The sequence below is a fragment of the Variovorax sp. HW608 genome (assembly GCF_900090195.1).
GTDB lineage: Bacteria > Pseudomonadota > Gammaproteobacteria > Burkholderiales > Burkholderiaceae_C > Variovorax.
This window is the reverse complement of sequence record NZ_LT607803.1, coordinates 1697368-1716565: the sequence shown is the minus strand read 5'-3', so window position 1 is coordinate 1716565 and position 19198 is coordinate 1697368. Positions and strand designations below refer to the sequence as shown.

Here is a 19198-nt window from a genome sequence, read left to right as displayed (position 1 = left end):
GCCTTCACTCGATCAACATTTCTGTCTTTGCGTCGAAGCACACCAGCTTCGACAGATCGATCAGGAACCGCGCGCGCTGCCCCCGTGTGAGCGGGGCGTCCGGCTCCAGCCGCACGGTGAACTCGCTTCCGCCGAGATCCAGCAGCGCAAGCGTGTCGGCACCCGTGGGCTCGATCACTTCGACGCTGGCATCGACAAGGCATTGATTCGGCCCCGTCACCATGCCCTCCCGTGCCAGGCTGACAGCCTCGGGACGAATGCCTGCGATGACCTCCTCGCCGGCATAGCCACGCAAGCCAGCCGCCCCCGGGGGTACGGGGATGCTGCATTTCGACCCCTTTCCCGCGCCGATCTCGAGCATCAGCGCGCCGTCGCTCGAAGTGACCCGGGCGCGGGTCAGGTTCATCCTAGGTGATCCCATGAAGCCCGCCACAAAGGTGTTTGCCGGGCGGTTGTACACCTCGTGGGGTGTGCCGAGTTGCTGCAGCACGCCGCCCTTCATGACCGCAATGCGGGTCGCGAGCGTCATGGCCTCGATCTGGTCGTGCGTGACATAGACGATCGTTGCCTTCAGGCGTTGATGGAGCTTCTTGATCTCGGTTCGCATGTCGACCCGAAGCTGCGCGTCGAGGTTCGACAGCGGCTCGTCGAAGAGGTAGAGCTGCGGTTCGCGCGCCAGCGCGCGGCCGATCGCGACACGTTGCCGCTGGCCGCCCGAAAGCTGCCTGGGCTTGCGCTCGAGCAGATGCTCGATCTGCAGGAGCTTGGACACCGACCTCACCCGCTCGGCGCGCTGCGACTTGTCCACCTTGCGCATCTGCAACGGAAATTCGATGTTCTGCGCGACCGTCATGTTCGGGTAGAGCGCATAGGACTGGAACACCATCGAGATGTTGCGCTCGGCAGGCGCGACATGGGTGATGTCCCGGCCCTCGAGCTTGAGCGCTCCTCCGGTCGGCTCTTCGAGGCCCGCAATGATGTTCATGAGCGTGCTCTTGCCGCAGCCGGAGGGTCCGACGAGCACGAGGAATTCGCCGTCCTGAAGATCGATCGAGATGTCGTGCAGGATCTTCACGGGTCCAAAACTCTTCTGCACGTGGACCAGATCGAGAGCAGCCATGATGTGTCTCCAATGAATTCGAGTTGAAGCTCAGCCCTTGACCGAACCGGCCATCAGGCCGCGGACAAAGTACTTGCCTGAAATGAGATAGACCACCAGCGTCGGCAGCGCTGCAATGAAGGCCCCCGCGAAATGCACGTTGTATTCCTTGACGCCCGTGCTGCTGTTCACGAGGTTATTGAGCGCAACCGTGAGCGGGAACGAACTGAAATCACTGAACGATGCACCGAAGAGGAACTCGTTCCAGATGTTCGTGAATTGCCAGATGACGGTCACGACGATGATCGGCGCACTGTTGGGAAGCAGGATGTGCCGCATCACGCCGAAGAAGCCTGCGCCATCCATCCGTGCGGATCGAATCAGTTCGCCTGGAAAGGCGGCGTAGTAGTTGCGAAAGAACAGCGTAGTGAAGCCGATGCCGTAGACGGTGTTCACGAAGACAAGCCCCTTCACCGTGCCGGCAAGCCCCAGGAACCCCAGCGTCTTGGCCATGGGAATCAGCACGATCTGGAAGGGGATGAAGACCGAGAACAGCATCGCAGCGAACATCAGGTGCGCACCCCGGAACTTGAACTGGGTGAGGATGTAGCCGTTGAGTGCTCCGATGAGGGTCGACAGGACGACCGCCGGGATCACCATCAGGAAGGAGTTGATGAAGAAGGGCTTCAGCCCGGTCGGCTGCACACCGATCTGTGCCGTGCTCCAGGCGCTGAGCCAGGGGGCGACGGTCCAATCCAGCGGGAGCGCCATCAGGTTGCCGCTTCGGATCTCGTCCAGGGGCTTGAACGAGTTCACCAGCATCACATAGACCGGCATCAGGAAGATGACGGCGCAGACGGCGAGGATCAGGTAAAGGACGATCCGGGCCACGTCCAGCCGGGGCTGGACACCGCTGGCCCCGTGAACCCGGGGCGCTGCATGGGTCATTGCATCAGCCATGTTGCACCTTGCGCATTTCGCTGAAGAGGTAGGGAAGGACCACGGCGCCGATCGCAACCAGCATCAGCACCGAGCTGGCGGCGCCCACCGCCATTTCGTTGCGGGTGAACGTGTACTGGTACATGAAGACCGAAGGCAGCCAGGTCGAGCGCCCGGGCCCGCCGTTCGTCAGGGCCACCACCAGGTCATACGACTTGATCGCCATGTGCGCCAGGATCACGAAGGCCGAGACGAAGACCGGGCCGAGTTGCGGCAGGATGATCCGCAGATAGATCTGCCAGGTCTTGGCTCCATCGACTCGCGCCGCATTCACCTGCTCGGAATCGATGCCGCGCAGTCCCGCGAGGAACATGGCCATCACGAAGCCGCTCGTCTGCCACACCGCGGCAATGACGACGCAGTAGATCGCCATCTCGCTGTCCTTGATCCAGCCGAAGGAGAAGGACTCCCAGCCCAGCAGATGCATCGAACGCTCGAGACCGACTCCGGGGTCGAGAAGCCATTTCCACGCGGTCCCCGTGACGATGAACGACAGCGCCATCGGATACAGGAAGATCGATCTGAACGCGCTCTCGGCCCGGATCTTCTGGTCGATCAGGATCGCCAACCCCAGCCCCAAGGTCAACGCAACGAGGATGTAGAGACTGGCGAAGGTGCCGAGGTTGCGCAGCGACACCTGCCAGTTCTCGAGGCCGAGAAGGCGCTTGTAGCTCGCCGTGCCCGTCAACTCGAACGACGGAAGCATCGTCGACGAAGTGAAGGACAGGTAGATCGTGAACATGATGTAGCCATACACGCACACCAGCACGAGGATCACGCTGGGACTGAACAGCAGCTTGGGCAGGTATCCGGCTTTCATTGCAGGGCTCCGCTTGCCGGGAGCGAGGCTCCCGGCGTTGACGAGGACTCGAAGGCGTTCTAGTTCCTGGCGGCCGAGACCATTTCCGCCACGGCCTTCTTGTCGTCGATCTGGCCGTTGAAGTGGCGCGTGATCACGTCGTAGAAGGCGTTCTTCATCGAAGCGGGAACGGCGTGGCCATGGGCGATCGAGCCGACGAGCGTGTCGTTCCTGCTCGCTTCGGCTGCGTCCTTGATCGCCTTCTTGCCGCACTCGTCGAATGCCGTGTCAGGCACATCCGAGCGGGCCGGTGCCGCGCCCTTGGCGACATTGAAGGTGGATTGGAACGAAGGGTCCATGATGTCGGCGGCCAGCTTCATCTGCGCCGCGACCTTCTGGGGATCGCTCAGCTTGAACATCGCGAACTGGTCGGTATTGAACGACACTGCGCCCTGGGTACCGGGGAAGCGATAGCAGACGAAATCCTTGCCGGGCACCTTCTTCGCGTTGACAAACTCTCCCTTGGCCCAGTCCCCCATGATCTGGAAGCCGGCCTTGCCGCTGATCACCATGCCCGATGCCACGTTCCAGTCGCGCCCGGAGAAGTCCTTGTCGACCAGCTTGCGGATCTGGGACATGCGCTGGAATACCTTGAGTGTCGTCGGCGAGTTCAACGCCTTCGCGTCGAGGTCGATGAAGGCCTTGCGGTAGTAGTCGACGCCGCCCGTCGAGAGCGCAACGCTGTCGAAGACCGTGGCTTCCTGCCAAGGCTGCCCGCCGTGGGCGATGCCGATGAAGCCCGCCTTCTGCACCTTTTCGGCCGCGGCAATGAACTCGTCGAAGTCCTTCGGCTCGGCCGTGACGCCGGCCTTTGCCAGGACGTCCTTGTTGGCCCAGATCCAGTTCGTGGAGTGCAGGTTCACGGGAGCCGCGACCCACTTGCCGTTGTACTTGGAGAACTTCTGCACCGCGGGCGGAACGACCTTGTCCCAGCCGTTCTTGCTGGCCAGGTCGTTGAGGTCGGCGAGGACGCCCTGCTTCGCCCAGTCCTGTACATCGAAGCCGAGCAACTGGACGGCGGTGGGGGGATTGCCGGCCGTCACCCGTGCGCGGACTGCCGTCATCGCCGCCTCCCCGCCGCCGCCGGCAACAGGCATGTCGTTCCACTTGACGCCCTGCTTTTCGAGGGTCGTCTTCAGGACGTTGAGCGCGGCCGCCTCGCCGCCGGACGTCCACCAATGCAGGACCTCCACGCTCTGCTCTTGCGCGAAGCCCGGGACGGCCGTCGCGGCCGCAATGGAAAACGAGATCAGATGCTTCTTCATGAGTGTCTCCAGTTGGGGTGGTGATCAGCGCGGCAAGTACCAGTCGGTCCGTCCGCCGAGATGCAGTTGCAGGGTCTTGGTCTCGGTGTAGTCCTCGGTCGCAAAGCGCCCGAGTTCGCGGCCGATGCCGCTTTCGCGATAGCCGCCGAACGGCAGCTCCGCGTGGCCTTCCAGGAAGGTGTTGACCCAGATCGTTCCGGCCTTGATCCGGCGTGCAGCGCTCAGGCAGGTGCTGAAGTCCTGGCTCCAGACGGCAGCCGAAAGGCCGTAGAGCGTGCCGTTGGCAAGCGCTATCGCATGGTCGAGATCCTTGAACGGCATGACTGCCAGGACCGGCCCGAACACCTCTTCCTGGGCGATCGGCATGTCGCGGGTGACGCCGGTGACGACCGTCGGTTCGACGAACATGCCGGTGGTTCCGATCCGCGATCCACCCAGCGCGACGGTGGCTCCCGCCTGGCGGGCAGCGGCAATGTGGGAAAGGATGGTTTCGAGCTGCCTGTTGGTCGTGATCGCTCCAACCTGCACGCCCTCGGAGAGAGGATCGCCGACCCTCACCTGCTTCGAGCGCTCGACGATCGCAGCAGCGAATCGTTCGGCGATCGATTCGTGCACCAGGATTCGGCTGCCGCTGTTGCAGCATTGGCCGGCGTTGAAGTAGATGCCGAACACCGCCGCGTCGACCGCGGCGTCCCAATCGCAGTCCGGGAAGACGATCTGGGGGTTCTTGCCGCCCAGCTCCATCGAAACCTTCTTGAGCGTCTGGGCCGACTTCGCGACCGCCTGCTTGCCCACCGCCGTGGAGCCAGTGAACGACAGCATGTCCACGTCCGGATGGGTGACCAGCGTGTCGCCCACGACGCTGCCCAGGCCGACGAGGATGTTGACGACACCCGCGGGTACTCCAGCGGCAATCAGGATCTCGCCCAGCATGACGGTCGTGCCGGACGTCACCTCCGCAGGCTTGACGACTGCGGTGCAGCCGGCAGCCAGTGCGAACGGCAGCTTCTGGCTCACGATCAGGAACGGAAAGTTCCACGGGGTGATGATGCAGACGACGCCGATCGGGTCCCGCAGCACGACGCCGAGGGTGTTCTCACCCAAGGTGTTGTAGCTGTCCCCGTGCAGGTTGCGAGCCAAGGTTGCGGCGTAGTGCCACAGGTCCGCCGCCCCTTCGATCTCGGACAGGGACTGTTGCAGCGGCTTTCCGTTTTCCAGCGTCTCCAACAGAGCGAGTTCATGCCTGCGCGCAAGGATCCCTTCGGCGACTGCGCGCAGGATCCGGGCACGTTCGGCGCCCTTCATGCGCGGCCACGGACCGCGATCGAAGGCCACCCGGGCAGCGGCAATCGCACGCTCGGCGTCGGCGACACCCGCCTTCGCATAGACGGCGACGACCTTGTCGTGCGCGGGGGATCTCCGTTCGTGCGTGGCGCCATCGGCAGCATCGACCCAGGCACCATCGATCAGAAGCTTCCCCTGGTATGGAGCGCGTGCGAATGCCGTCGCGGGGTTGGTGGTGGTTGGGTTCATCGTGTATCCGGTGAGAGGAAATTCAGTGACCCAGGTACGCGGCCTGCCGCTTTTCCCGGAAGCTCCGGATGCCTTCTGCGGCATCGTCCGTGGTGGCGGCCAGCGCTCCGGCCATCGCTTCCAGCGTCGAGGCGGCGTCTTCGCCGACAGCGGCATTGATGAGCTGCTTGGTGAGCTGAACCGAGACCGGCGCCTTCCCGGCCATGTCCTCGGCCAGCGCGCGAGCCCGTTCCAGCAGCGCTGTTCCCTCGACGACCTCGTGCACCAGGCCGCTGCCCAGCGCCGACGACGCCGGCACCCGGACCCCACTCAGCGCGAGGTACTTGGCGTGGCTGGCACCGATCAGCTTGACGAGCCGTTGGGTTCCCGACCACCCGGGGCAGGTCGCAATCGAGGCTTCGGGCAATGCGAACGTGGCCTTGTCGGCGGTGAGCCGCACGTCACCGGTGATTGCCAGTTCGAGACCGCCACCGAACGCATGCCCGTTGATGGCCGTGATGACGGGCTGGCGCAGGCGGGCCCATTGGTCGAAGACCTGATGGCCGCGGCGCACCCAGCGTCGCCACATGTCCAAAGGCCGCAGCGCCGCCCACTCGTTGATGTCGGCACCGACGCAAAACGCCTTGTTGCCCCCGCCGGTCAGGATGACGACCCGGACCTCGCCGTCGGCTTCGAGTGTCCGTGCGGCGCACTCGAGTTCATCGAGCATGGACGGCGTCAATGCGTTGAGTTTCGAAGGGCGGTCCACGGTGACGGTGGCGACGGCCTCTTCGCGCTCGATGCGGACAAAGGATTCAGCCACGGCGCAGCTCCTCGGCCTTCAGTTGCAGGCCCATCGGCGCGTCGGTGAACAGCGCGGCGCTCATGACCCGCAAGTCGTCGGCCACGCGAAGAGGGATCTCGGCCTGATCAAGCACGTCGCGCTGCAGATCGATGCCCGGAGCGATTTCGCGAACGATCAGTCCGTCAGCCTCCAGGTCGATGACGCACCGCTCGGTGACGTAGGTCACCCGTTGACCGCGTGAGCGTCCGACCACGCCGCTGAATGTGATGTGCTCGGCGTTCCTGACGAACTTGCGCGTCTTTCCTTCCTTCACGATCGTCAGCTTCCCGTCGCCGACCTCGAGCCTGGCGCCCGCCGTGAAGAACCCGGAGAAGATGATTCGCCTGGCATGCGCCGTGATGTCGACGAAGCCGCCGCATCCCGCCGTGAGATAGGGTTTGGCGCCGAGCTTCGAGACGTTCACGCTGCCGCCAGCGTCGACCTGCAGGAAGGAAAGCAGCGCGACGTCGAAGCCGCCGCCCTGGAAATAGGTGAACTGATTCGGGGAAGCCATGATGGCGTCCGCATTCGAGGCGCATCCGAAGGCAAATCCGAGCAGCGGCATCCCGCCGACGGCGCCCTGTTCGATCGCCCAGGTCACCTCGCCGTGCAATCCCTCTTCGAGCAGGATGCGGGGCACGTTGGCCGAGATGCCGAACCCGAGGTTCGCCGCATGGCCGTGGGCCAGCTCCATGGCCGCGCGCCGGGCGATGACCTTCTCGGGGCCCCATTCCTGCGCTTCGAAGGACGCAAGCGGCTGCAGGATTTCTCCGCTGATGGCCGGGTCGTAGACAGTCTGTGTGGTCTGCCACTGCTCGGCATCGACCACGATGTAGTCGACCAGGTTGCACGGGACGTGCACATCGTGCGGCCGAAGGCTTCCGGACTTGACGACGCGCTTGACCTGGGCAATGACGATGCCGCCGTTGTTGCGGACCGCCAGCGCCTGGTCGAGCCCGCCGAGCAAGGCACCTTCGTGCTCGTAGCTCAGGTTCCCCTGTTCGTCCGCGGTCGTGGCGCGGATGATCGCCACTTGGGGGGCGACGGCGGGAAAGTACAGCCATTCCTGGCCATCGAAGGTCTCCTTGCGCACCACGGGGCGCTTGGCTGCAGCATCGTTCATCGCGCAGCCCTGCAGGTCGGGATCGACGAAGGTGCCGAGGCCGACCTTCGTGAGAACGCCGGGCCGCTTTGCCGCGGCGTCACGGTGCATGTCGTACAGGATCCCGCTCGGGATGTTGTAGGCCTCGACCTGGTTGTCGACCACCATGTGCCAGATCTGCGGCATGGGCAGTGACGAAGGGCCGCTCGGATAGGAGCCTGCCAGGATGCGGGACAGCAGGCCGGGCTTTGCGATGTGATCGATTCCCTTGATGCCGTACATGTCGCCCGCCGCGATCGGATTCAGCGTGGTGAGGTTCGCGGGCTGGCCCTCGCGGTCGAAACGCGCGCCGATCGCCGCGAGAACCTTGTCGGGACAGCCGAGTCCGCTCGAGGAACTGATGCTCACCACATCGCCGGAGCGCACCAGTCCCGCCGCCTGCTCGGCGGAAATCACTTTCTTCATGAAGACTCCTAAGGACTCTCTGTTCAGTCGATGCGCACCGTCGAACCGGTGCGACAGGCCTCGAGCACTGCGAGCGCGGTCGCGAGCGAGCGCACCCCGTCGTCGGCAGTCGCGGCAGGCACACCGTCGCCGCGCATGGCGGCGCAGAACCGGGCCACGCCACGCACGTAGAGGTTTTCGTGTTCGACCTCCAGTTGCCGCTCCCCGGCGGCATCGCGCAAATACACCTCGCCCACGGGCCGCTGGGTCATCACGTTGCGGCCGACGATCGACCCTTTATCGCCATGCACCTCGATGCCGGTGCCGGCAAAGGGCGTCGTGAACGCATCGTGCAGCTGCGCGAGCACGCCGTTGTCGAAGCGCAGCACCGCCATCACTCCGTCTTCCAACCCCTGCTGCGCCAGGGAAGCGGACTGGGAAAGCGCCACCGCCTCCACGGGCTCCGCACCCAGGATGAAGCGCAGGGTGTCGGCGTCATGGACCGTGATGTCGAGCGTCACGCCACCGCCGGCGGCAGGCCGATCGATGCGCCATCCCTGCAGGTGCGGTGGGAGATAGACCGCGTGGAACACGCGCGCAAACAGCGGCTTGCCGATCGCGCCATCCTGGACGGCCTGGCGAATCCTCCGATGGGTCGCTGCGTTGCGCAGATGATGGTTCGTGGCCATCACGACGCCGGCGGCCGCGCAGGCGTCGACCATCTGCCGCGCGTCATCCAGCGTGAGCGCCAGCGGCTTCTCGCATAGCACGTGCTTGCCGGCAGCAGCGGCGGCCAGCACCTGGTCGCGGTGCAGTTCGTTCGTCGTGCTGATGTACACGGCACGCACCCCGGGGTCCGCCAGCAGCGATGCGACGGAATCGTAGGCGCGAGCGATGCCGTGGGCGGCCGCGTATTCCTTGGCACGAGCCGCGCTGCTGCTCGCCACGGCGACCACCTCGTGGCCCTGTTGGGCTCGAATCGCGCCGATCATGTGCTCGGCGGCGATCGTGCTGGCGCCAATCAGGCCCCATCCGAACATTTCGTTTGCCACGTTGTCTCCTTGCGGGTTACATTCATTGGAACGGTTGAATGAATTATTGGAACGTTCCAAACAAAAGACAAGGTCGAATTCGTAAACTGAGGGAAAACACTTAAGGTCCCATGAGCCCATCCAAATCCCCTCGCCCCGTGACGATCCTGGACGTCGCCGCGGCCGCGAATGTCTCGAAATCCACGGTGTCGCTCGTGCTGAAGGACAGCCCGTTGATTCCCTCGGAGACGGCCGAACGCGTGCGCGAAGCCGCCACCCGACTGGGCTATGTGGTGAATCGACGCGCGAGCCAGCTACGCGCAGGACGTTCCAACACGATCGCCGTCGTCATCAACGACCTGATGAACCCCTTCTTCGCGGAGATCCTCGTCGGCATCGAACGCAGGCTGGTCGACGCCGGCTACGTCGTCCTCATGGCACACACGAACGAGGACCCCAAACGCCAGGAGCAGGTGCTTCAGGCGATGCGTGAGCAAGGGGCCGCCGGGTTGGTGCTTTGCCCGGCCTACGGGACACCCGGCACGCTCCCGCAGGAGGTGCAACGCTGGGGCGTTCCGCTGGTGGTGATGGTTCGCACGCTGGGCCCCGGCAACTACGACTTTGCTGGCGCCGACAACGAGCAGGGCGTGTTCGATGCGACGACCTACCTGCTCGAGGCCGGCCATCGGCGCATTGGATTTCTGGGGGGGAAGACGGGGGTCGTGCTCGAGCAGCGTCTCAAGGGGTACAAGCGCGCGTTGGCCGCCAGGAAGATCAAGGTCGATCCCGATTTGCTGATCGCTGCCAACCCGACGCGCCCCGGCGGCTACGAGACGATGCAGGCCCTGCTTGCGAAGGAGCCCGACGTGAAGGCCGCCATCTGCTACAACGATGTCGTCGCGTTCGGGGCCCTGGCCGCACTCGGCGAGCACGGCCTGCGAGCGGGCTCGGATTTCGCCTTGATCGGATTCGACAACGTTCTGGCTTCCGAGTTGTCGAATCCGCCCCTGAGTACCGTCAATGTCCATCCTGGCGAGCTCGGAGAGCATGCAGCCGAACTTCTGCTGGCACGCATCAAGGAGCCTGCCATGAAGCGTCAGGTTTACGTCGCCGAGCCCAACCTGATCATTCGCCAGTCGGCCTGACTCCGTTTCACGCGCCGGTCTGCTGCGCCAGCTCGTCGCCAAGTGCCGAGAAGATCAGCGACCTGATCTGCTCGACGCTGCCGACACCATCGACGACGCAGTGCTTCGGCGCTGCGCCCGGGTCCGTCCCGGCCCACTTCGTGTAGTAGTGGACGAGCGGACGGGTCTGCTGGTCGTAGACCTCGAGGCGCTTGCGCACGGTCTCCTCCTTGTCGTCTTCGCGCTGGATCAGCGCCTCGCCGGTGAGGTCGTCCTTGCCGTGGACCTTCGGCGGATTGAACTTCAGGTGATAGGTGCGTCCGGAGCCCGGATGCGAACGCCGTCCGCTCATGCGTTCGATGATCTCGGAAGAAGGGACGTCGATCTCCAGCAGATGGTCGAGCCGGACGCCGGCCGTGCGCATGGCTTCTGCCTGCGCCACCGTGCGCGGAAAGCCGTCGAAGAGAAATCCCTCGGCGCAATCCGGCTCGGCAATGCGCTCCTTGACGAGATCGATGATCAGGTCGTCGTTCACGAGGCCGCCTGCCGCCATGACGGCCTGGGCCTGAAGCCCCAGCGGCGTGGCGGCCTTCACGGCGGCGCGCAGCATGTCGCCCGTGGAGATCTGGGGAATCCCGTACTTCTGGCAAATGAAGGCGGCCTGGGTGCCCTTGCCCGCCCCGGGTGCGCCCAACAAGATCAGTCTCATGGTGTGCTCGTATCTGTCGAAGGTTGCGTGAAGTGCTGCACTTCACTCGATGGCGCTGGCCGAGCGCACGCGCTCGCGCAGCACGAACTTCTGGATCTTTCCGGTGGAGGTCTTGGGCAGCTCGCCAAAGACGATGCGCTTGGGCAGCTTGAAGCGCGCCAGAAGCGGCCGGCAGAAGTCGAGCAACTCGGACTCGGAGACCGTGCTGCCCGGCTTGAGCTCGACGAAGGCGCAGGGCACCTCGCCCCACTTGGCATCGGGCAGCGCCACCACCGCGGCGCTGAGCACGGCCGGGTGGTGGTGCAGCGCATCCTCGACCTCGATCGAGGAGATGTTCTCGCCGCCCGAGATGATCACGTCCTTGCTTCGGTCGGTGATCTTCACATAGCCGTCGGGATGCAGCACGCCGAGGTCGCCGGTATGGAACCAGCCGCCGGCGAAGGCCTCCTCGGTCGCGCCCGGGTTCTTCAGGTAGCCCTTCATCACGGCATTGCCGCGGAACATGATCTCGCCGATGGTCTCGCCGTCGGCCGGCACCGGCTGCATGGTCTGCGGGTCCAGCACCGTCACCGCCTGCTGCAGCGGATAGGGCACGCCCTGGCGGCTGTTGAGCCGCGCGCGCTCCATGACGGGAAGCGACTTCCAGCCCGGCTGCTTGGCACAGATGGCCGACGGGCCGTAGACCTCGGTCAGCCCGTAGACGTGGGTGAGCTCGATACCCGCCGCCTCGCAGCCCTCGATCACCGCAGCCGGCGGCGCCGCGCCCGCGACCAGCCCCCGGAGGGCATGGCCGATCCCGTCGCGCAGTTCGGCCGGGGCGCTGATCATCATGCTGTAGACGATCGGCGCGCCGCACATGCGGGTCACGTGGTGCTCACGGATGAGGGCATAGATCTGCACCGGATCGATGCGGCGCAGGCAGACGCTGGTGCCCGCCGACAACGCCAGCACCCAGGGAAAGCACCAGCCGTTGCAGTGGAACATGGGCAGGGTCCACAGGTAGACCGAGCCCTCGGGCAGGTTCCAGGCGATGGCGTTGCTCGCGGCATTCAGGTAGGCGCCCCGGTGGTGGGTGACCACGCCCTTGGGATTGCCGGTGGTGCCGGAGGTGTAGTTCAGCGCGATGGCGTCCCATTCGTCGGCCGGCAGCTGCCACGCATGGTCCGGATCGCCTTCGGCCAGGAAGCTCTCGTAGTCGATCTCGCCCAGGCGCTGGCCGGGTGGCGCGTGCTCGTCCTCGACCTCGATCACCAGGGGGCGGCGGCTGCCCAGCGCGGACAGGGCCTGCGCGATCACGCCGGAGAACTCGCGGTCGGTCAGCAGCACCTTCGCTTCGCCATGTGCCAGCATGAAGGCGATGGCCGAGGCATCCAGGCGCGTGTTCAGGGTGTTGAGCACCGCGCCGCACATCGGCACGCCGAAGTGCGCCTCGAACATGGCCGGCGTGTTGGGCAGCATCACGGCGACCGTGTCGCCGGGCCCGATGCCGCGCGCGGCCAGCGCGCCGGCCAGTCGCCGGCAGCGCTCGTAGGTCTGGGCCCAGTTGCGGCGCAGGCTGCCGTAGATCAGGGCCGTGCGCTGCGGATAGACGTGGGCGGCCCGTTCGATGAAGCAGAGGGGCGACAGTGCGACGAAATTCGCCGCATTCTTGTCCAACCCCATGGCGTAGGGATTGATGTGCGTCATGGGTCTCTCCTGATGGCGCCCATAGCTTCGCGGACAAAGTTTTCACGAGCCGCGCTGAAAGATGACGAATGATTGCAAGAGGGCTACAACAGTGCGCGCCGCCGAATCCCTGGTGCAAAGGACCCACGATGCAGCAAACCGACCCCGCTCCAAATGCCTGGCCACGTCTCGACTACGCCCAGTGGCGAGACACCCTGCAGACCCTGCACCTGTGGACACAGATCGTCGGCAAGGTCCGCCTGACCCTGTCGCCCTGGCTCAATCATGGATGGCAGGTGCCGCTGTACGTGACTGCGCGCGGCCTTGGCACGACCGCCATCCACGCCGCGGGCGGCATGGTCGAGATCGAGTTCGATTTCGTCGACCACCGTCTCGCCGTCCGGAGCTCCGAAGGACCCGATCGCGGCTTCGCCCTGGCGCCCATGTCGGTCGCTGCCTTCTACCGCCAGTTGATGGGCGAGCTGAAGGCCGCCGGCTTCGCCGTCACGATCAACGTCAAGCCCAACGAATTGCCGGCGCCGATCCGCTTCCCGGACGACGAGACGCACGCGTCCTACGACGCGGACGCGGTGCATCGCTTCTGGCGTGCGCTGATGCAGGCCGACCGCGTGTTCAAGCTCTTTCGGACCAGCTTCCTGGGCAAGTGCAGTCCGGTGCACTTCTTCTGGGGCAGCTTCGACCTGGCCGTCACCCGCTTCTCGGGCCGGCCGGCGCCGACGCATCCGGGCGGCTTCCCGGGTCTGCCCGACCCGGTGACGCGCGAGGCCTACTCGCATGAAGTGAGCAGCGCCGGCTTCTGGCCCGGCAACGATGCGTATCCGAACGCGGCGTTCTTCTCCTATGCCTATCCGGCCCCGCCCGGGTTCGCGCGGGCGGCCGTCGGACCCGGCGCGGCGTTCTTCAGCGAAACCCTCGGCGAGTGGCTGCTGCCTTACGACGCCGTCCGCACGGCCGCGGACCCCGATGCCGCCTTGCTGGACTTTCTGTCCGGAAGCTACCGCGCGGCTGCCGATCTTGCGGGTTGGGACCGGAGCCTGGACTGCGGCATGGGCGTGGCGGGCACGCCGAGGGCGATTCGCGGCCAGGCCGATTTCGAGGCATCCTGATTCCAACGGCTTGCTTCAAATCAAGGACGCGATGACTTGGCCGCGCTAGGCTTGGGGCCCCAGAGAGAACGGACCATGACACACGCCAGCCTCGGCATCATCCGTCGCGAGCATCGGGCGCTGTCGGCGATGCTGCGCTCGATCACGCTGCTCCTCGGCGAGCATCGCCGGCACAACACCCTGCCCGACTTCGATGCCCTGCAGGCCATGCTGTTCTACGCCGACGAGTTTCCCGAGAAGCTGCACCATCCCAAGGAAAGCCGCCTGCTCTTCCCCAAGCTGCGCGGGCGCAATGCAGAGACCGACGCGGTGCTCGACCGGCTCGACGCCGACCATGCACGCGGCGAGCACGCGATCCGCGAGCTCGAACACGCGCTGCTCGGGTTTCGCATCATGAGCGGTACCGACCAGGGCGAAGCGCGCCGGGACAACTTCGAGCGCCTGATGAAGCGCTACGCCGACTTCTATCTCGAACACATGCGCATCGAGGAAGCCGAGATCCTGCCGCTGGCAGAGGCCGTGCTGGGCGACGATGACTGGGCAGAGCTCGACGCGGCTTTCCTGACCAACCGCGATCCGCTCGCCGGCTACGAGGCTGACGAGGCCTACCGTCCGCTTTTCAAGAAGATCGTCGGCGCGCTGCAGAAGACCGGGAGCGTCGGCTCGGCGCTCGAGGCCTTCTCAGGCACCTCCCTGTCGACGGGCGACAAGGAGAGCCCATGACTTCCTCCGCACGCCTGAACTCCCTCATCGCATCGCCGGCCGCCGGATTCGAGCAACCGTTCGAGATGATGCAAGCCTGCCATGAGCGCGTGCAGCGCACCCTCGGGCTGCTCGAGCGGCTGCGCGCGCATGTCGCGCGTCACGGCGCCGACGAGCAGGCGCGGCAGGCGGCCCGCGACGTCATGCGCTACTTCGACAAGGCCGCGCCGCAGCACCATCTCGACGAGGAGACGCACGTGTTCCCGCCACTGGTCGCGCGCGGCGATCCCGCCATGCTCGCGCTGGTCGCGCGCCTCAAGCACGACCATCTCCGGATGGATGCGGGCTGGCGCATGGTGCGCGCCATCCTCGAGGGCCTCGAGCGCGCAGAGATCCAGGCGATCCCGGCGGCCGGGGAAGCGGAGATCGACGCCTTCGCGCGCCTCTATGGCGATCACATCGAGGCCGAGGAGCAGCTCGCCTATCCGGCTGCCGCCGCGCTGCTCGACGATCGCGCGCTGGGCGCGATGGGCGCGGAGATGGCACGACGCCGCGGCGCGGGCGCCTGACGGCACCGATCCCCCCATACATGGATTTCGACCTCTCAGCGCGCGCGAACGAATGGCGTCTGCGTCTGGACGCCTTCATGACGCGTTATGTGGTGCCGCACAACGCCGCGTGGCATCGTTCGGTCCAGGAAGGCATCTTCCCGCCGCCCTTCCTCGAGGATCTGAAGGCGCTGGCGCGCGAAGAAGGCCTCTGGAACCTGTTCCTGCCCGGCCTGCGCGATGACGAGCCCGGGACCCGGCTCTCGCATCTCGACTACGCGCCGCTGGCGGAGATCATGGGGCGGCTGCCATGGGCCTCCGAGGTCTTCAACTGCAGCGCGCCCGACACCGGCAACATGGAGCTGCTGCATCGCTTCGCCACGCCGGAACAGAGGCGCGCCTGGCTTGAGCCGCTGCTCGATGGCAGCATCCGCTCCGCCTTCGCCATGTCCGAGCCCGATGTGGCCTCCTCCGATCCGACCAATCTCGAGACCACCCTGCGACGCGACGGCGACTGGCTCGTGCTGCATGGCCGCAAGTGGTTCATCACCGGCGCGGCGCACCCGCATTGCAGGCTGCTCATCGTCATGTGCCGCAATCACGAGGGGCCGCAGGGCGATCCGCCGGACGCGCACCGCGCCCACAGCATCGTGCTGGTGCCGATGGACACGCCCGGCGTTCGCGTGGTGCGCAACATTCCGGTCGTGCATCACCTGGCCCCCGAAGGGCACTGCGAGATCGTGCTCGGCGACGTGCGGGTGCCGGCATCCCACCTGCTGGGCCAGTGGGGCGAGGGCTTCGCGATGGCGCAGGCACGACTCGGGCCGGGGCGCATCCATCATTGCATGCGCACGATCGGCCAGTGCGAGCTGGCGCTCGCCATGGCGAGCGAGCGAGCGCTCGAGCGCCGGGCGTTCGGCAAGTACCTTCGGGACCACGCCAACATCCAGGACTGGCTGGCCGAATCGCGCATCGAGATCGAGCAGGCACGGCTGCTGGTCCTGCAGGCGGCCTGGTCGCTCGATCAAGGCACTTGCGATCCCGGCGCGCTGCGCGCGCGGATCGCGGCCATCAAGGTGGTCGCCGCGCGGCTGCAGAGCCGGGTCGTGGAACGATCGATGCAGCTGTTCGGCGCCATGGGTCTGTCGCCCGACACGCCGCTCGCGTTCTTCTGGACCTGGGGCCGGGCGCTCCACCTGATGGACGGGCCGGACGAGGTGCACCTGCGCACGATCGGCCGGCACGAACTCGCACAGGCCCGGGCCCGCATGGGGGCCAGCGCGGCCTACTTCACCACGCCCGAACAGCTCGAAGCGACGCCGCGCGTGCGGTAGAGGCATCAACGCCGGCGCGCCGTGCCCAGGGGCGCGCTCGTGCGCGATACCGATTTCCACGGATAGCTTGATGCGGATCAACATTTCGCGGGGGACCGTTTCCTAGCATAGATGCATTCGAAATACACCTTCTGTTCCGTTCGCATCCACACAAGGAAACCTCCGTGAAATCAGCAGCCTTCTCCTCCACCGTCGACGTCCGGGTTCTGGAACCACGCTTTCGTCATTCGCACATCTTCTCGACCTTCGCCGCCCTCGACGACGGCCACGCGATCGAACTCGTGAACGACCACGATCCCAGGCCGCTCTATGCCCAGTTCCAGGCGCACTGGCCCGACCGCTTCGCCTGGAACTACCTCGAGCAAGGCCCCGCGGTGTGGCGCGTTGCCATCACCAAGGTCCCGTCCCTCAACGCGCCTGCGAGCGGCGGTTGCTGCGGCGGCTGCGGCGGCGCCTGAGTCCCGGGCACACCCCTCCTCTTCCTCCTCTTCCTCGATGACCCGAAAGAATGTCATGAGAAACAACAACCGGCTCTGGCGCTGGCTCGCCTTCATCTTCGTACTGTCGTTCGGTGCGCTGGGCTACCTGGGCGTCCAGATCTACCTGAGCGCGCCCCCGATTCCTTCATCCGTCACCGCCTCCAACGGCGATGTGATCTTCACGGGCGAGCAGATCCAGCGCGGCCAGCAGGTCTGGCTGTCGACCGGCGGACAGCAGCTCGGCTCCCTGTGGGGCCATGGCAGCTACGTCGCGCCCGACTGGTCTGCCGACTGGCTGCACCGCGAGGCCGTGGCGCTCCAGCATGGTCACGCGCAGGCCTACCGCAAGGCGCCCTCCGCGCTGACTGCATCGGAACGCGGTGCGCTCGACGCCACGGTGGTCGACGAAATGCGGCGCAACACCTACGACAGCACGAGCGGCGTGATCACCGTTTCCGCCCAACGCGCGCAAGCGATCCGCGAGGTCGCGGCGCACTATGACGCGCTGTTCGGCGACGATGCATCGGCCGCGACGCTGCGCGGCCAATACGCCATGACGCCCGGCATGGTGCCCGATCGCGCCGACCGCCAGGACCTGAACGCCTTCTTCTTCTGGACCGCCTGGGCCGCGGCCACCGACCGGCCCGGCGAGACGGGGTTGAGCTACACCAGCAACTGGCCGCATGAGCCGCTGGTCGGCAATACCATGAGCAGCTCCGCGGCGATCTGGTCGATGGTCAGCATCGTCCTGCTCCTGGCGGCCATCGCCGCCATGCTGTGGCTGCACGGCAGCCGCAAGGACGAGCCCGCGGCAGAGCCGCCCAAGGCGGATCCGCTGCTCGGCGCCGCTGCGACGCCCTCCATGAAGGCCACGCGGAAGTACTTCTTCGCGGTGATCGGGCTCATGCTGCTGCAGATCGCCATGGGCGCCATCACCGCCCACTACGCGGTCGAGGGGCAGTCGTTCTTCGGGCTGCCGCTGGCCGAGATGCTGCCGTACGTGGTCAGCCGCACGGTGCACACGCAGATCGGCATCTTCTGGATCGCCACCGCCTGGCTGGCGACCGGCCTCTACGTCGCGCCGCTCTTGTCCGGTCGCGAACCCAGGCTGCAGAAGCTCGGCGTGGACGTGCTCTTCTGGGCCCTGATCGCCATCGTCGTCGGCTCGACGCTGACCGGCTGGCTCGGCACCCTGCAGCACCGCGGCGTCGACTTCTCGTTCTGGCTCGGCAACCAGGGCCTCGAGTACACGAGCATGGGCCGCGTCTGGCAGCTGCTGCTGTTCGTCGGCCTGTTGTTCTGGGTCTTCCTGCTGGGCCGCGCGCTGTGGCCCGCACTGGTCAAGCCGTCGTCATCGCGCGGCCTGATCGCGATGGTGTTCCTGTCGGCGACCTGCATCGGCGGCTTCTATTCCGCCTCGCTGGCCTGGGGACAGCACACCCACTATTCGATGGTCGAGTACTGGCGCTGGTGGCTGGTGCACCTGTGGGTGGAGGGATTCTTCGAGGTGTTCGCCACCGCCGTGGTCGCGCTGATCTTCACCCGCCTGGGCCTGGTGCGCACCGAAAGCGCCAACCGCGCGATCATCGCCGAGACCATCGTGTTCCTTTTCGGCGGCATCCTCGGAACGCTGCACCATCTCTACTTCACCGGCACGCCGACCTCGGTGATCGCGGTGGGCGCCGTGTTCTCCGCGCTCGAAGTCGTCCCGCTGACCCTGATCGGCCTGGAGGCGCTCCAGACCTGGCGCCGGTCGAAGGCCATTCCCTGGCTCGCCGCCTACAAGTGGGTGATCATGTGCTTCGTGGCCGTCGGCTTCTGGAACACCGTGGGCGCCGGCGTGCTGGGCTTCGCCATCAACCCGCCCGCTTCGCTCTACTACGTCCAGGGCCTGAACATGACGCCCGCCCATGGCCATGCCGCGCTCTTCGGCGTCTACGGCATGCTGGGCATCGGGCTGATGCTGTTCTGCCTGCGCGGCCTGTACGAGCGCCAGCTGCACGCCGACGGCCTGCTCAAGCCCGCGTTCTGGAGTCTCAACATCGGCCTTGCCATGATGGTTTTCCTGTCGCTGCTGCCCGCCGGCATCTACCAGGCCTGGGCCAGCGTCACGCAGGGCTTGTGGTTCGCCCGCTCGGCCGAGGTCGTGCACTCCCGCGTGATGGAGACCCTGGTCTGGATGCGCGTGCCGGGCGACATCGTCTTCGCCGTCGGTGCGGTGCTGCTCGCCGGCTATGCGCTGCGGCTGCTGCGCCGGCCGGCCTTGCAGGCCGCGACGCAGCCGTCGGCGCGCTCGAAGGGCCGCCCGGGCCTGGCCGTGCAGGCGGGACGCGTGGCCGAACAATGAGGCGGCTC

The 19198-nt window shown here is 66.1% G+C and carries 17 protein-coding genes; 7 read left to right on the top strand and 10 right to left on the bottom strand.

The genetic code is table 11. From position 1 onward, the window contains the following. Positions 1-4: 4 nt before the first annotated feature. The 8 genes from VAR608DRAFT_RS07950 to VAR608DRAFT_RS07915 are packed head-to-tail and all read right to left on the bottom strand — an operon-like array spanning position 5 to position 9164. Entirely contained in the window at positions 5-1120 is a 1116-nt protein-coding gene (locus tag VAR608DRAFT_RS07950) for an ABC transporter ATP-binding protein (protein WP_088953570.1), read from the bottom strand. 30 nt (positions 1121-1150) lie between these two features. Next, the gene (locus VAR608DRAFT_RS07945; RefSeq protein ID WP_231973343.1) at positions 1151-2047 is read right to left on the bottom strand and encodes a carbohydrate ABC transporter permease; all 897 of its coding nucleotides are present in this window, start codon (positions 2045-2047) and stop codon (positions 1151-1153) included. A gap of 4 nt (positions 2048-2051) precedes the next feature. Continuing rightward, a complete protein-coding gene (locus VAR608DRAFT_RS07940; protein WP_088953568.1) occupies positions 2052-2918 on the bottom strand; it encodes a carbohydrate ABC transporter permease in 867 nt (288 codons plus the stop codon). Positions 2919-2977: 59 nt separating this feature from the next. Continuing rightward, the gene (locus tag VAR608DRAFT_RS07935) at positions 2978-4222 is read right to left on the bottom strand and encodes an ABC transporter substrate-binding protein (protein WP_088953567.1); all 1245 of its coding nucleotides are present in this window, start codon (positions 4220-4222) and stop codon (positions 2978-2980) included. A 24-nt stretch (positions 4223-4246) separates the two neighbouring features. Further along, complete coding sequence (locus VAR608DRAFT_RS07930; protein ID WP_088953566.1) at positions 4247-5755, bottom strand: aldehyde dehydrogenase family protein; 1509 nt, start codon at positions 5753-5755, stop codon at positions 4247-4249. A 22-nt stretch (positions 5756-5777) separates the two neighbouring features. Further along, positions 5778-6557 carry an enoyl-CoA hydratase/isomerase family protein gene (locus VAR608DRAFT_RS07925; protein WP_088953565.1) on the bottom strand — a complete coding sequence of 260 codons (780 nt, stop codon included), beginning with the start codon at positions 6555-6557 and terminating at the stop codon, positions 5778-5780. Next, on the bottom strand, positions 6550-8145 hold the full coding sequence (locus tag VAR608DRAFT_RS07920; RefSeq protein ID WP_088953564.1) for an acyl CoA:acetate/3-ketoacid CoA transferase: 1596 nt from the start codon (positions 8143-8145) through the stop codon (positions 6550-6552). Before VAR608DRAFT_RS07920 ends, VAR608DRAFT_RS07925 begins: the two co-directional genes overlap by 8 nt. Positions 8146-8168: 23 nt before the next feature. After that, the gene (locus tag VAR608DRAFT_RS07915) at positions 8169-9164 is read right to left on the bottom strand and encodes a Gfo/Idh/MocA family protein (RefSeq protein WP_088953563.1); all 996 of its coding nucleotides are present in this window, start codon (positions 9162-9164) and stop codon (positions 8169-8171) included. Positions 9165-9286: 122 nt separating this feature from the next. On the opposite strand from VAR608DRAFT_RS07915, the gene VAR608DRAFT_RS07910 reads away from it, so the two are divergent. Further along, positions 9287-10300, top strand: coding sequence for a LacI family DNA-binding transcriptional regulator (locus VAR608DRAFT_RS07910; protein WP_088953562.1), 1014 nt, complete (start codon positions 9287-9289; stop codon positions 10298-10300). 7 nt (positions 10301-10307) lie between these two features. Here the strand turns inward: VAR608DRAFT_RS07910 and adk are convergent, their stop codons facing one another. Together adk and VAR608DRAFT_RS07900 are read right to left on the bottom strand one after the other, a co-directional pair. Next, complete coding sequence (adk, locus tag VAR608DRAFT_RS07905) at positions 10308-10988, bottom strand: adenylate kinase (protein WP_088953561.1); 681 nt, start codon at positions 10986-10988, stop codon at positions 10308-10310. A 42-nt stretch (positions 10989-11030) separates the two neighbouring features. Further along, complete coding sequence (locus tag VAR608DRAFT_RS07900; RefSeq protein WP_088953560.1) at positions 11031-12674, bottom strand: acyl-CoA synthetase; 1644 nt, start codon at positions 12672-12674, stop codon at positions 11031-11033. 128 nt (positions 12675-12802) lie between these two features. Between VAR608DRAFT_RS07900 and VAR608DRAFT_RS07895 the strand changes: the two genes are divergently transcribed. From VAR608DRAFT_RS07895 to VAR608DRAFT_RS07870, 6 genes are all read left to right on the top strand, one after another. After that, a complete protein-coding gene (locus tag VAR608DRAFT_RS07895) occupies positions 12803-13780 on the top strand; it encodes a DUF5996 family protein (RefSeq protein ID WP_088953559.1) in 978 nt (325 codons plus the stop codon). 75 nt (positions 13781-13855) lie between these two features. After that, on the top strand, positions 13856-14503 hold the full coding sequence (locus tag VAR608DRAFT_RS07890) for a hemerythrin domain-containing protein (protein WP_088953558.1): 648 nt from the start codon (positions 13856-13858) through the stop codon (positions 14501-14503). After that, positions 14500-15051 carry a hemerythrin domain-containing protein gene (locus VAR608DRAFT_RS07885; protein WP_088953557.1) on the top strand — a complete coding sequence of 184 codons (552 nt, stop codon included), beginning with the start codon at positions 14500-14502 and terminating at the stop codon, positions 15049-15051. Before VAR608DRAFT_RS07890 ends, VAR608DRAFT_RS07885 begins: the two co-directional genes overlap by 4 nt. A gap of 20 nt (positions 15052-15071) precedes the next feature. Beyond that, the gene (locus VAR608DRAFT_RS07880; protein WP_088953556.1) at positions 15072-16364 is read left to right on the top strand and encodes an acyl-CoA dehydrogenase family protein; all 1293 of its coding nucleotides are present in this window, start codon (positions 15072-15074) and stop codon (positions 16362-16364) included. Positions 16365-16528: 164 nt separating this feature from the next. Next, positions 16529-16822, top strand: a complete 294-nt coding sequence (locus tag VAR608DRAFT_RS07875) for a DUF2249 domain-containing protein (protein WP_088953555.1) — start codon at positions 16529-16531, stop codon at positions 16820-16822. A gap of 55 nt (positions 16823-16877) precedes the next feature. Continuing rightward, entirely contained in the window at positions 16878-19190 is a 2313-nt protein-coding gene (locus VAR608DRAFT_RS07870) for a nitric-oxide reductase large subunit (protein WP_088953554.1), read from the top strand. Positions 19191-19198: the final 8 nt, after the last annotated feature.

What these genes read in the sequence shown, in the direction of transcription:
- VAR608DRAFT_RS07870 (WP_088953554.1), top strand. Translation starts at nt 16,878, where the DNA reads ATGAGAAACAACAACCGGCTCTGGCGCTGGCTCGCCTTCATCTTCGTA.
- VAR608DRAFT_RS07945 (WP_231973343.1), bottom strand. Translation starts at nt 2,047, where the DNA reads ATGACCCATGCAGCGCCCCGGGTTCACGGGGCCAGCGGTGTCCAGCCC.
- adk (WP_088953561.1), bottom strand. Translation starts at nt 10,988, where the DNA reads ATGAGACTGATCTTGTTGGGCGCACCCGGGGCGGGCAAGGGCACCCAG.
- VAR608DRAFT_RS07880 (WP_088953556.1), top strand. Translation starts at nt 15,072, where the DNA reads ATGGATTTCGACCTCTCAGCGCGCGCGAACGAATGGCGTCTGCGTCTG.
- VAR608DRAFT_RS07895 (WP_088953559.1), top strand. Translation starts at nt 12,803, where the DNA reads ATGCAGCAAACCGACCCCGCTCCAAATGCCTGGCCACGTCTCGACTAC.
- VAR608DRAFT_RS07900 (WP_088953560.1), bottom strand. Translation starts at nt 12,674, where the DNA reads ATGACGCACATCAATCCCTACGCCATGGGGTTGGACAAGAATGCGGCG.
- VAR608DRAFT_RS07915 (WP_088953563.1), bottom strand. Translation starts at nt 9,164, where the DNA reads ATGTTCGGATGGGGCCTGATTGGCGCCAGCACGATCGCCGCCGAGCAC.
- VAR608DRAFT_RS07950 (WP_088953570.1), bottom strand. Translation starts at nt 1,120, where the DNA reads ATGGCTGCTCTCGATCTGGTCCACGTGCAGAAGAGTTTTGGACCCGTG.
- VAR608DRAFT_RS07935 (WP_088953567.1), bottom strand. Translation starts at nt 4,222, where the DNA reads ATGAAGAAGCATCTGATCTCGTTTTCCATTGCGGCCGCGACGGCCGTC.
- VAR608DRAFT_RS07910 (WP_088953562.1), top strand. Translation starts at nt 9,287, where the DNA reads ATGAGCCCATCCAAATCCCCTCGCCCCGTGACGATCCTGGACGTCGCC.
- VAR608DRAFT_RS07940 (WP_088953568.1), bottom strand. Translation starts at nt 2,918, where the DNA reads ATGAAAGCCGGATACCTGCCCAAGCTGCTGTTCAGTCCCAGCGTGATC.
- VAR608DRAFT_RS07920 (WP_088953564.1), bottom strand. Translation starts at nt 8,145, where the DNA reads ATGAAGAAAGTGATTTCCGCCGAGCAGGCGGCGGGACTGGTGCGCTCC.
- VAR608DRAFT_RS07885 (WP_088953557.1), top strand. Translation starts at nt 14,500, where the DNA reads ATGACTTCCTCCGCACGCCTGAACTCCCTCATCGCATCGCCGGCCGCC.
- VAR608DRAFT_RS07930 (WP_088953566.1), bottom strand. Translation starts at nt 5,755, where the DNA reads ATGAACCCAACCACCACCAACCCCGCGACGGCATTCGCACGCGCTCCA.
- VAR608DRAFT_RS07890 (WP_088953558.1), top strand. Translation starts at nt 13,856, where the DNA reads ATGACACACGCCAGCCTCGGCATCATCCGTCGCGAGCATCGGGCGCTG.